General features: G+C 32.5%; 10 protein-coding genes and 1 riboswitch. Of the genes, 1 reads left to right on the top strand and 9 read right to left on the bottom strand.

The window, feature by feature from the left end; all coding sequences use genetic code 11:
• Positions 1-168: 168 nt before the first annotated feature.
• The 8 genes from ACREVX_RS07530 to ACREVX_RS07495 all read right to left on the bottom strand — a co-directional run bounded on the left by ACREVX_RS07530 (position 169) and on the right by ACREVX_RS07495 (position 10,924).
• Positions 169-1,524 carry a PFL family protein gene (locus ACREVX_RS07530; protein ID WP_431543556.1) on the bottom strand — a complete coding sequence of 452 codons (1,356 nt, stop codon included), beginning with the start codon at positions 1,522-1,524 and terminating at the stop codon, positions 169-171.
• Between the two features lie 10 nt (positions 1,525-1,534).
• Complete coding sequence (locus ACREVX_RS07525) at positions 1,535-1,804, bottom strand: ACT domain-containing protein (protein WP_431543555.1); 270 nt, start codon at positions 1,802-1,804, stop codon at positions 1,535-1,537.
• Positions 1,805-1,873: 69 nt separating this feature from the next.
• Positions 1,874-1,968, bottom strand: a riboswitch (glycine riboswitch).
• Between the two features lie 279 nt (positions 1,969-2,247).
• Complete coding sequence (locus tag ACREVX_RS07520; protein WP_431543554.1) at positions 2,248-3,618, bottom strand: GntP family permease; 1,371 nt, start codon at positions 3,616-3,618, stop codon at positions 2,248-2,250.
• Positions 3,619-3,668: 50 nt separating this feature from the next.
• Complete coding sequence (ilvD, locus tag ACREVX_RS07515) at positions 3,669-5,387, bottom strand: dihydroxy-acid dehydratase (RefSeq protein ID WP_431543553.1); 1,719 nt, start codon at positions 5,385-5,387, stop codon at positions 3,669-3,671.
• 182 nt (positions 5,388-5,569) lie between these two features.
• Positions 5,570-6,244: a FadR/GntR family transcriptional regulator gene (locus tag ACREVX_RS07510; RefSeq protein WP_431543552.1), complete on the bottom strand. Its 675-nt coding sequence runs from the start codon at positions 6,242-6,244 to the stop codon at positions 5,570-5,572.
• A 145-nt stretch (positions 6,245-6,389) separates the two neighbouring features.
• The gene (lon, locus tag ACREVX_RS07505; protein ID WP_431543551.1) at positions 6,390-8,780 is read right to left on the bottom strand and encodes an endopeptidase La; all 2,391 of its coding nucleotides are present in this window, start codon (positions 8,778-8,780) and stop codon (positions 6,390-6,392) included.
• Positions 8,781-8,860: 80 nt separating this feature from the next.
• The gene (locus ACREVX_RS07500) at positions 8,861-9,424 is read right to left on the bottom strand and encodes a TetR/AcrR family transcriptional regulator (protein WP_431543550.1); all 564 of its coding nucleotides are present in this window, start codon (positions 9,422-9,424) and stop codon (positions 8,861-8,863) included.
• Positions 9,425-9,565: 141 nt separating this feature from the next.
• Entirely contained in the window at positions 9,566-10,924 is a 1,359-nt protein-coding gene (locus tag ACREVX_RS07495; RefSeq protein ID WP_431543549.1) for an MATE family efflux transporter, read from the bottom strand.
• Between the two features lie 209 nt (positions 10,925-11,133).
• Here ACREVX_RS07495 and greA point away from each other — a divergent pair, with 209 nt between their 5' ends.
• The gene (greA, locus tag ACREVX_RS07490) at positions 11,134-11,601 is read left to right on the top strand and encodes a transcription elongation factor GreA (protein ID WP_431543548.1); all 468 of its coding nucleotides are present in this window, start codon (positions 11,134-11,136) and stop codon (positions 11,599-11,601) included.
• Positions 11,602-11,698: 97 nt separating this feature from the next.
• Here greA and ACREVX_RS07485 read toward each other — a convergent pair whose 3' ends face one another.
• Positions 11,699-12,424, bottom strand: a complete 726-nt coding sequence (locus tag ACREVX_RS07485; RefSeq protein WP_431543547.1) for a hypothetical protein — start codon at positions 12,422-12,424, stop codon at positions 11,699-11,701.
• Positions 12,425-12,554 lie beyond the last annotated feature (130 nt).

Raw genomic sequence — 12,554 nt, 5'->3', positions numbered from 1 at the left:
AATCTCAACAAATCTCCAGCATTCCTGATATAACAAATACTAACAGCATTACTATCATTAACACACTTAACAATTTCTTTTTATGACCACCTTGCTTCTAATTTCAAAAAAATAAAACACCTAGAAAGCACATTCCACTTTCTAAGTGTTTTTAATTAATTACACTTTCTAATTCTTAAAACTATGTATAGGTGCTGGAATCCTTCCTCCGCGATTAATAAAGTCAACACTTGAGAATTCGCTTACCTTCATTACAGGTGCACGCCCAAGAAGTCCCCCGAATTCTACGCAGTCTCCAACTTTTTTACCTGGCGCTGGTATTAGCCTTGTTGCTGTGGTTTTATTATTAATCATTCCAATTGCACACTCATCAGCAATAATTGCTGAAATTGTTTCTGCAGATGTATCTCCTGGAATAGCAATCATATCAAGCCCAACCGAACATACACATGTCATAGCTTCAAGCTTCTCAATGTTTAAAGCTCCTTTTTCTACGGCTTCAATCATTCCCTCATCTTCGCTTACAGGTATAAATGCGCCACTTAATCCTCCAACCGAACCTGAAGCCATTACTCCACCTTTTTTAACTGCATCATTGAGCATCGCGAGTGCACAAGTTGTTCCATGAGTTCCACATACCTCAAGTCCCATTTCTTCTAGAATTCTAGCAACACTATCTCCTACAGCAGGAGTTGGTGCCAAGGATAAATCTACTATACCAAAAGGTACATTTAGCCTTTTTGCAGCTTCAATTCCAACTAATTGACCCATTCTTGTTATCTTGAAAGCGGTTTTCTTTATAACTTCAGCTACAACTCCAAAATCAGCGCCTCTTACTTTTTCAAGCGCAACTTTCACTGTACCCGGTCCACTTATTCCTACATTTAAAGTACACTCAGGTTCCCCCACTCCATGAAAAGCTCCTGCCATAAATGGATTATCTTCTACTGCATTTGCAAATACTACAATTTTAGCGCAACCAAGCCCATCTCTATCCGCAGTAAGCGTTGCAGCTTCCTTAATAATTTGGCCCATTTCACGAACGCCATCCATATTGATTCCAACCTTAGAACTTGCAACGCATACAGATGAGCATACTCTTTGCGTAACTCTCATAGCTTCAGGTATAGATGATATTAGTCTATGATCACCAGTAGTATACCCCTTTTGAATTAATGCAGAAAATCCTCCAATAAAGTTTATTCCAAGTTCTCTTGCTATTTTATCAAGCATTATAGCATATTCTACATAGTTTTCGTCTTGAGATGCTCCTGCAATTAAGGAAATCGGAGTAACTGAAATTCTCTTATTAATTATGGGAACACCATATTCAAGTTCTAAATCTTCTCCTACCTTAACTAAGTTCCCAGCAAGTCTCATAATCTTCTCATAAATTCTTGCTCTTGATTTTTCACCATCAGAATCACAACAATCAAGTAGAGATATTCCCATAGTAAGTGTTCTTATGTCTAATTTTTCATCATCTAACATCTTTACTGTTTCCATTATTTGATTAATATTCACTTTTTACCTCCTATACAAGATGCATTGAATTAAATACATCTTCATGTTGAATTTTTATTGAAACATTTAGATTTTTACCTTTTTCCATTAATATTCCATTTAGTTCCTTTAAAGAAATATTAATACTAGATAAATCAACAAGCATTACCATAGTAAAAAACTCATTCATAATAGTTTGATTAATGTCTAAGATATTAGCATTCTTTTCAAATAATAGTGTAGATACATTCGAAATTATGCCTGCTTTATCTTTTCCAATTACAGTTAGCACAGCCTTCATTTTTTTACACCTCCATTTTTTTAAATCGCAAAAAAAAGCCGAATAGATAATACTCGACCCTTGAAATCAATATTATCCCCTGTCCTTTTTACCTGAGAGTTTCATTAGCTTCAAACTAACTTTCTCCTTCGGTGCTCAATTAGAGTCTCTCCAAGGGCTCGTCCTGTAACAGTCATATCCATGCGATACCTAAAATACTTATTTTTTTGGTGTATAAATTAATCTATACTCTTCTGCTACAATCATCCGAACTATTTAGTTGTAAGTTATTATTGTTATTCTATCAGTTTTATTAAATAATATCAACATAATATATTAAATTTTAATTGATTATATATTTGCTGTTAAATTATATTTAAAAGGACTTCCCTAGCTATAAGCAAGAAAAGTCTCTTTTGTTTTTTTAAAGATATTATTTTTCATTACATTTTCAAGCCAATATATTACATGAGTCCTGGTAATATATTCTGAAACACTGATAAAATCGATGCTAATATGAGCACTGTAATTCCTGCAATAAACCCTGGGATAGTCCACGCCCTAATTGTATCACCCACTGATATTTTAAAGAATCTACTAATTGCCCAGAAACCAGAATCATTTGGAAGTGATAACCCAATGCCACCTGCGCAAATAGCAATTGCACATAAAATTGGAGAAACACCAGATGTTGCAATTGTTGATCCCAATATAGATGATGTTGTTATAAGCGCCACTGTTGTAGACCCTTGCGCACAACGAATGATTTGAGAAATTAAAAAGCAAAGCACTAAAATTGGAATACTATACCCTGATAGCGTTTTTGCAATGTAATCTGCAATACCTGTAGCTTGAAGAACTTTACCATAAGCTCCACCCGCTCCAGTAATTAGTAGAATCAATCCAACTTGATCTGCAGCTCCAGTCATTACGTCTGAAACACTCCTTTTAATGTACGGTAGTGAACTAATTGAAGCATAAATAACACCAATAAGCATTGCAACATTTTTGTCTCCAAAAAACTTAAGATAAGGTGTAATTGGATGATCAGCTCCAAGTATCATTGAACCAAAACTTGCTAGTAATATAAGTATAATCGGTACAAGAAGAAGCGAAAGTGCTTTTATAAAGCTAGGTCTTTTTTTATTAGAAGCTGTTTTTGTTTTCTTCTCATCTATTTCAAGATCATCAAATGAGTAAGTGTGATTATTTTTATGATCAATCTTGTCTAAATGTTTAGCATACCAAACTGCAGAAACCATTGTTGCAATAAATGCACAGGAAAAAGAATAAACAAAGAAAATACCTATATCAATACCAAGTGATTCTGACACTGCAAGAGGTGCAGGTGTCGGAATAACCAGGGCGTATGTAGCAGTGGTTGCTACAGAAATACTACACGCATATGCTACCATAGAAACACCAGTCTTTTTAGAAAGAACCCTAAGCATTGGTGCAAACATAATGTAAACTACATCACCAAACACTGGAATCCCTGTAATAAAACCGGATAATGCAACAGCCTGTGGTGTTCTTTTTTCTCCGAATTTTTTTAGAATTGCATCAGCCATTACCTCTACTCCACCTGATTCAAACATAAATGCACCAAGCATAACACCAAGTCCTGTGACTATTCCTATACCTGATAGTGTTGAACCAAATCCCGCTGAAATGGTAGACCCAATGTCTGCCACTGGCATGCTAACTAATACAGCCGTAACTACGGACGTAAGTAATAATGCTACGAATGCATTTAATTTAAATTTCATGATTGTCACTAATAAAACGACTACCGACAGTAAAAATACTACAATTAATAATGGACCTGTTAACATAAAAATTCCCCCTAGAATACATATTGATGTATTACCTAAACACTTACGTATTATTCCATATATCCACCTTTCATTGGAGACACAGCATATTTTGTATAAATTCTAAGTACACCTTTCGTATGCTTTGATTCAGGTTTTACCCATATTTCTTTTCTCTCTCTTAACATCTCATCAATTTCACTTAAACTTTTCTCATGTCCATTGACTCCTATAATATCAATTGTTCTTGCTGGGATATCAATTTTTATAAGATCTCCCTCTTCAACTAACGCTATAGGCCCACCTTCACTTGCTTCTGGAGATACATGTCCAATAGCTGGCCCTCTTGTAGCTCCCGAAAAACGACCATCAGTTATAAGTGCTATTGACTCAACTAATTCTTTATCTGATGCAATAGCTTCTGTAGTATAGAACATTTCAGGCATGCCAGACCCTTTTGGTCCTTCATATCTGATAAATACTGCATCACCAGGGTTAATTTTTTTTGTTAAAACCGCTTTCATTGCATCTTCTTCACAATCAAAAACTCTTGCTTTTAAAACTACTTGTAATAATTTTTTAGATATTGCTGAATGTTTAACAACTGCACCTTCTGGTGCCAAATTCCCTTTTAATATTGCAATAGCACCTTGTGCTTGTATAGGATTTTCTTTGTTTCTTATAATATCTTCTTTTTTAAGTTCTAAAACTTTTAGATATTTATTACATTTTTCATAAAACCCATTTTTCTTTAAATCTTCTAAATTTTCGCCTAATGTCTTTCCAGTAACAGTAAGTACATCTAGGTGTAAATATTCCTTAATTTCTTCCATTACCGCAGGAACTCCGCCAGCATACCAAAAATATGATCCAGGATAAAATCCACTTGGTCTAATATTCAATAAAAAAGGTATTTTCCTATGTATTTCATCGAACATTTCAGGTTTTATTTCTAAACCAAGCTCATGTGCAATTGCAGGAAGATGAAGTAGTGTATTACTAGAACCTGCGATCGCTGCATGTACCATTATGGCATTTTCAAAAGCCTTCATAGTCATAATTTGGGATGGTGTAATGTTCATTTCAACAAGTTTAAGTGCATGCTGCCCAGCAATATTTGCTATAGATTTAAGTTCATTAGATGTAGCTGGAACTAAAGCTGTTCCCGGCAATGCCATCCCTAATGCTTCTGCCATTATTTGCATTGTAGATGCTGTTCCCATAAATGAGCAGGCACCACAGCTTGGACATGCATTATGTTTGTAATAATTAAATTTTTCCTCCGTTATTTCTCCTCTTTCAAATTGTGCACTATATGTACCAATTTGCTCAAGAGTTAGCATATCAGGACCGGCATTCATTATTCCTCCTGGAACAAATACTGCGGGCATATCAAGTCTTGCTATAGCCATAAGGTGTGCTGGCACCGATTTATCACAACTTGTAATAAATATGCCTGCATCATAAGGCGTTGCCTGAACATGTATTTCAATCATATCAGCCATAATTTCTCTTGAGGCTAGAGAATAATTTATTCCATCATGGCCTTGTGCTTCCCCATCACAAATATCAGTTACAAAAAACTTAGCTGGTCTTCCACCATTTTGATATACGCCCGCGCAGGCTTCTTCAACCAAAGTATCTAAGTGAGCACTACCTGGATGGCTGTGACCAAAACTACTTTCTACTATAATTTGTGGTTTTTCTAAGTCTTCTATCTTCCACCCTGCTCCGAGTCTTAAAGAATCAATTTCTGGTGCTTTGTTTCTTAGTTCTTGGCTTTTTAACATTATATATCACCTCATAATTAATTAGTTGTATGACACTTTTGTAATTTTAATCGTAAACATGTTATTTTTTGAACTATTTTGTAATTATTGTAGGACAACTTATTATATTTTAACAAGTAATCACCTATTAGTCAATAGGTGATTAGCAAATAAATGTAACCGTTTTTTACTTTAAACCACATTTAGTCATCAGCTAATAAATCCTTTATTGTTCTTTCTATATGTCTTCTCGAATATAAACTAGCAAGCTCCACATCTTTATTTTTTATTGCGTCCAATATAAGTTTATGTTCTCTAATTCCCCCAGATGGGCCTAAATTTTTATATGAAACCTTTTGATGATATTTTAAAATATTTCTAAATACTTCCTCCACTTTAATAATCAGCAAGTTCCCGGCTCCCTCTGCTACTTTCATATGAAATTCTAAATCCATTTCAGTAAATTTCTCAATATCTTCCTGAGATTCAAGCATTTTATCATAACACTCATTAATTTCCATTAACAAATTAGGAGTACATCGCTTTGCACATAGTCCAGCTGTTTCAGCTTCCATTATCATTCTAAACTCTAAAACGCTCATATAGCTATCTGTATCAAGACTAATCATTGGTATTAGGTTGTTAAATAAAAGATCTACCTTAAGCTCGCTTACAAAAGTACCCCCCCCATGTTTTTTACTAACAATGTTTAGTGTCGCTAATTTCTCAATAGCTTCTCTAACAGATACTCGACTTACTTTAAACTCATTCACCATCTGAAGCTCTGACATAATTTTAGTACCTGCTTTCCATTCACCACTAAATATTTTTTCCTGTATTTTATTAAAAACCTTATCACTAGTTCTTATATTTTTCATTTTTATTTTCCCCCTGCATTTATTTATAAATTTCTATGTTTTAAATATACCACTTTAACGCTAACAATTCTAAAAAATTTAAAAAAATAAATAGCAACAAAAACTATTTCAGTTTTTGTTGCTAAATACTTGAAAATTCAAGTTATTATATTATCTGGTTATCGTCAAAAGTTCCTTGCGTAGATATATTATAATTAAATACGTGTTCTACTCTAGGTAATGATATTCCCAGGGTCTCCTTAAGCACGTCTTCTACTGTTTCTACAGTTTTAATAGTTAACTGACTTTTAACCTCTTCTGGAACATCCTTTAAGTCATCAAAATTCTCTTTTGGTATTAATATTTTTGTGATTCCAGCCCTTTGAGCTCCTATTAATTTCTCTTTAAGTCCACCTATGGGAAGCACTGCTCCTCTTAATGTAATTTCTCCTGTCATTGCAAGCTTTGGATCTACCTTTATTCCTGTAACTAGGGATGCAAGTGCAGTAAATAATGTAATTCCAGCTGATGGGCCATCTTTAGGAACTGATCCTGATGGAACATGAATATGAAGATCCCTTTCCTTAAAGTTTATAGAATTCATTGGCAACCTTGACTTAAGAAGACTTAAAGATATCTTTGCAGATTCTTTCATAACATCTCCTAATTGCCCTGTCAATGTAACTTGTCCACTTCCTACCATGTCTGTAGCTTCAATAAATAGTATCTCTCCACCTACAGTTGTAAATGCCATTCCCGTAACTACACCTGGCGGATTATCTTTTTGAGCCTTATCATGACTTGAAACTTTTCTTCCAAGAAATACATCCAGATCATCTTTTTTAACAACAAATGGTAGCTCTGCCGTGCTAGATACAATCTTCTCAGATGTAATTCTTGCAAGTGTTGCTAATTGCTTTTTAAGTCCACGAACGCCAGCTTCTTGGGTATATTCGCTAATTATATTTTGCAGTGCTTCATCTTCAATAACCAATTGCTCTTTGTTTAATCCATGTTCATCAAGTATTTCAGGTATTAGATGACTTTTACCAATATTGAATTTTTCATTCATTGTATAACTAGATATTTGAATAATCTCCATTCTATCAAGGAGTGGCCTTGGAATGCTCTCTAATGAGTTAGCTGTTGCTATGAAAAACACTTCTGACAAATCATATGGCAAATCTAAATAATGATCTGTAAAACTATTGTTTTGTTCTGGGTCTAATACCTCAAGTAATGCACTGGCTGGATCACCGTTATAGCCAGTCATTAGCTTGTCCACTTCATCTAAAACCATAACTGGATTTATCTGTCCTGCTTTTTTAATGCTTTGAATTATTCTTCCTGGCATTGCGCCAATATAAGTTCTTCTATGTCCACGAATTTCAGCTTCATCACGTATTCCACCTAAACTTAGCCTTATATATTCTCTACCTAGTGCCTGCGCAATACTTTTCCCTAAACTTGTTTTACCCGTACCAGGTGGTCCAACTAGTAATAAAATAGAACCTTTCTTATCCTTTTTAAGTTGCATAACTGCTAGATGTTGAATTATTCTATCCTTAACCTTATCTAGACCATAATGCTGCTCATCTAGTATTCGCCTTGCTTCCCCTAAATTTATAACAACAGGTTCTGACTTTTCCCATGGAAGTTTAACCAGTAAATCTAAATAATTACGTATAACATTATACTCAGCACTACTTTCACTTTGTCTTTCAAGTTTTTCAAGTTCTTCTAATGCAGCAGTTTTAATTTCATCTGGCATCTGAGCATCTTCAATCTTATCTAAATAGCTCTTATCTTTTTTAGCTCCTTCACTTTTCCCTTCATTTAATTCACTTTGAATAGCTTTTAGTTGCTCTCTAAGTACTGATTGTCTATAATTTTTATTAGCTTTTTCAGTAAACTTTTCTGCCATTTCAAATTGTAGTTTTAATGCTTCTTTCTGTTTTAAGAGATAATCCATAAATTTTAAAATTCTATCTTTTAAAGACTGAGTTTCAATTAAAACATACTTTTCACTGTTGGAAAGTGGCATAAATTGAGTAAGGTGAGCAATGAGTTTATTAATATCTTTTTGATCATCTATTACCTTCATAAATTGATCAGAGCCCTGGAATTTTTCGCTAACCTCACGGGTAACTTTTTTAACGTACTCAAGCATCTCTTCTTGACTTTGCTCAGTTAGGTCAATAAGATCTGGGGCAACTTCAAATTCTACTTTAATTTCGGCACTAGAAATATTTATTGATTTAATTTCTACCCTTTCTAATACTTTTATTTTTACTTGATATCCTTTATCCGTTTTATCAATTGATTCTACATCGAATGAAACTCCAATTTCATAAAAGTCTTCTTGTTTTAACTGACTTCGATTATAGTTTTGCTTTAAAGGTAATGCAATGCTAAATTGATCTTTCCTAGATAAACTTTGAAGCTCTTCTTCACTCATATTATCTAATTTTAATGTATAAGTCATTCCTTGGAGTAAAACTATATTTGATACAGGAATTGCTATTCCCTTTTTATTTTTTTTATCTAAATTCATCATAAAAATCATCCTTTCTTTATAAGAATTATAAGTGAACGTTCATTTAATCATTCTCAAATAATAATATATCATCTTTCCTATTATACAAGTAATGCATCCTGTATAATCATAATCATTTCATTTAGTAAATTATCTTGTTCAACTTCACAAGCACACTGCTTAATTGCAATTGACTTTACTGGATAAAATAGTATTGCTACCAAATTATCATTTTGAAAATCTTTGATCACTCTTTTCTCTTTCATTTCCTCAAGCAATTCATTTAAATTATTTATACCTTTCATCTTTAAGCAATGACTAGACAACGCAGGACAACTTGAAAATTGATCTACAAAATGAAATATTTCGCCATATTGCTTAATGTAGTTATAATACCCTCTAGTAAGCATTTCAATAAGTTGACGCCCATCCATATCCTTATAAACATTACTAAGTAAATAATCAAAAATTTCTTCAGAATACTCATGATATATATCACGTAACATAATTTCTTTATTCTCATAATAGATATAAACAGTGGCCGGGGAAACCCCTGCCTCTTTAGCAATCTTTGAAATAGAAGTACCATGAAAACCTAATTCAAGTATTAATTTAACAACTGCATCCTTTATACTTTTTTCTTTTTCATCATCTTTTTTTCTCATCTATACACCTCTATTAACTATATAATAAACGACCGTTCATTTAATGTCAAGCAATATTGCAATTATAACACATTAAATTTGATTATTCTGTTTATTATGTTAATGGTATATTGATCCACCCTTAGCTCCAAAATATTGATGCTAAGCTCTTTTATATTTAAGCCTTTTAATACTTCTTTGCAGAAAAAATGCTGTTAGTGCTGTTGCAATCAAATCTGCACAAGGTTGTGAAAACCATAATCCATCCAATTTAAAAAATATTGGGAGTATAAGAATAAGTGGTATTAGAACTATGACCTGTCTTAAAATACTTAGTAGCATTGATGTCTTCGCCTCATTTATAGCTTGAAAATAGCTTGCTCCTAATATTTGAAACCCTAAAATAGGTAAAAACATTAAATCTATTCTAAGTCCACGTGCCCCTAGCTTTATTAGATCAGGATTATCACCTACAAATATTCCAATAAGTGGCTTTGCAAATAACTGTACCCCTATGAACCCAATTATAGCAAGTAAAGTTCCAAAGGTTATAGCAAGCTTTAAAACCTTAATTACTCTAGGGTACAATTTAGCACCGTAATTATATCCTATTATAGGTTGGATACCTTGGCTTATACCGAATATGGGCATAAAAATAATCATTGATATACTATTTAGTATCCCCATTGATGCTATAGCTAGGTCCCCTCCATAAGTATAAAGACCTTTATTATATAATATAGCTACAAGACTTGATGCAATTTGCATGGAAAAAGGAGCCACGCCAATAGCAAAAATATCTTTTATAATTTTCACATCAAGTTTTAAATTAATTTTCTTTATTTTGAGTACACTATTACTGCTTTTAGATGTAAAATATTTCAGTACCAATATAGTATTAACAATTTGTGAAATTATAGTTGCTATGGCAGCACCTTGAATCCCCATATCAAAAACGAATATAAATATTGGATCTAATATAATATTAATAATTGCACCGAACACCATTGTAAACATTGCCATTTTAGGATTACCCTCTGCTCTAATTATATTATTAATTCCAAATCCTATATTTTGAAAAACGGCACCCATAAGTATGATTTGTATATATTCTTTTGCATAAATAATGCTATTTCCACTTGCCCCAAATAATATTAAAATTTTATCTAAAAACAAAATCCCAACTATACTAACTAGTAATGATATTATAGTTATAAGCACAAAAGCGTTCCCCAAAATATCATCTGCGACTTTGACATTTTTCTCTCCAAGTCTTATTGATATAACTGCACTAGCCCCTATACCAACTAACATTGCAAAAGCCATTATGATAACTGATATTGGAAAAGTTATTGCAAGTCCTGAAAGAGCATACGATCCTACCCCTTCAATGTGACCTATATATATACGATCAACAATATTATATAACGCATTAACAATCATTCCAGTTATTGCAGGCACCGAAAACTTTAGAAGTAGTTTCCCTATACTTTCTGAGCCTAATTCTTTTGTCTGATTCATAAAAACTACCCCCTTTTTATCTAATATATTTTTTAGTATATCATAAAATTTATATTTTTAGTTCTGCCATAACCAAATATGATATATTTTCTCTAAGAATGTGATATAATAAAACTTATTGTATTCTCTGCATTAAAGTGTTAGAATAAATTTTATTTATTTGTAGAGAGTAACATTATATTAGCAAAATTTGTTAGGAGTGACTAAATATGAAAAGTACAATATTAACACCTAGTGGTGTAATAAAGCTTGAAGAAGAATTAAAACTACGTACTGGAGAAAAAAGAAGAGAAATAACAGCGGCAATTAAAGAAGCCAAAGGTCATGGTGATTTAAGTGAAAATGCAGAATATGATGCAGCAAAAGATGAGGAAGCAACCAATAATGATAGAGTACTTGCAGTTCAAGAATTACTTAGAAACTGTACAGTAGTAGACGACGACAGTAGTGATGATCAATTAGGTCTTGGTGGTCAGGCTGATATTAAATTCCTTGACACAGACGATATTGAAAAAATACATTTGGTATCTACAGTAGAGACAAACCCAGATTTAATGAACATAAGTATTGAATCACCCCTAGGCATGGCAATATATAAAAAGGCACTTGGAGAAAAGTGTACTGTTATAGCTCCTGAAGGCAATTACTTCGTAACTATAGAAAAAATATACGAATAAAAAAAACTAAGCAGAGATTTATCTCTGCTTAGTTTTTTATTTATTATTATCTATCATATTTTCTTATTATTCATTTATTAGAAATTTATCAACTAAATTAATGATTTTTATCAGTAGAAGATGTTTTAAAACTTTTTTCAAGCTTATCCACAACACTTGTATATTTAGCTTTTTCATTAGTTGGGAATTTAAAAATAAAAGTATTAGTTGACGCTTTTCCTACTACTTTCTTTTGATATATTATTTGATCACCATCAATATAAGATATAACAAACCAATTTCCAGATTTGACCTTATAATACATATTAGTATTTTCAATTGCTTTATTATATATTGAATCAATAGTATCTCCATCTTTATTATTATTTCCATATAACTGTAGTGAAACCCTTCCGTCTTCAGATTTAAGCACATTTCCATTATCAGTTTCAGACTCTACTACAAGATTATCAGGATACATAATTGAATACGCAAATTTTTCATTACTAGAACCCACATATCCTATTTCTTTATTTTGCTTACTTTTAGACTTAGCTTCTACTATTTTTCTATCCTGTATTACTTTTAACTCCGCTTCTTTTTTTGACTCAATAGCTTTTACCTCTTTTGCTACTTTAGCATCTTCTATAGCCTTATCATCTGCTATTTTTTTATCTTTTGCAATTTTAGAATCTGATATGTTTTTTACCGCAACTTGCCCAGTTGATCCCGCTTTCTCTTTCGCTATTGATGTTGTTGATGAAATTATTCTATATATACTTACTATTATAACTAGTAGCGCTACTACGGATAGACATATCACTACTTTAACAGTATTTTTCATTTATTTTCCTCCTAATATGTTTTTATAATGACAAATTTATGATTAAATCATCTCCTGCAGAGCTTCAATAATAATATAATTATCATTATATACCTAGTATACATTATTTTTCTGTCTTTCCAAAGTCAAT

The sequence above is a fragment of the Clostridium sp. genome (genome assembly GCF_050717545.1).
Taxonomy (GTDB): domain Bacteria; phylum Bacillota; class Clostridia; order Clostridiales; family Clostridiaceae; genus Clostridium_AD.
Note: the sequence above shows the minus strand (reverse complement) of the source record. Positions and strands in the feature narration are given on the sequence as shown.

Bases quoted from the DNA above. Each gene is read 5' to 3' on its own strand.
- ACREVX_RS07485 (WP_431543547.1), bottom strand. From the start codon at position 12,424: ATGAAAAATACTGTTAAAGTAGTGATATGTCTATCCGTAGTAGCGCTA.
- ilvD (WP_431543553.1), bottom strand. From the start codon at position 5,387: ATGTTAAAAAGCCAAGAACTAAGAAACAAAGCACCAGAAATTGATTCT.
- greA (WP_431543548.1), top strand. From the start codon at position 11,134: ATGAAAAGTACAATATTAACACCTAGTGGTGTAATAAAGCTTGAAGAA.
- ACREVX_RS07510 (WP_431543552.1), bottom strand. From the start codon at position 6,244: ATGAAAAATATAAGAACTAGTGATAAGGTTTTTAATAAAATACAGGAA.
- ACREVX_RS07525 (WP_431543555.1), bottom strand. From the start codon at position 1,804: ATGAAGGCTGTGCTAACTGTAATTGGAAAAGATAAAGCAGGCATAATT.
- ACREVX_RS07500 (WP_431543550.1), bottom strand. From the start codon at position 9,424: ATGAGAAAAAAAGATGATGAAAAAGAAAAAAGTATAAAGGATGCAGTT.
- ACREVX_RS07520 (WP_431543554.1), bottom strand. From the start codon at position 3,618: ATGTTAACAGGTCCATTATTAATTGTAGTATTTTTACTGTCGGTAGTC.
- ACREVX_RS07495 (WP_431543549.1), bottom strand. From the start codon at position 10,924: ATGAATCAGACAAAAGAATTAGGCTCAGAAAGTATAGGGAAACTACTT.
- lon (WP_431543551.1), bottom strand. From the start codon at position 8,780: ATGATGAATTTAGATAAAAAAAATAAAAAGGGAATAGCAATTCCTGTA.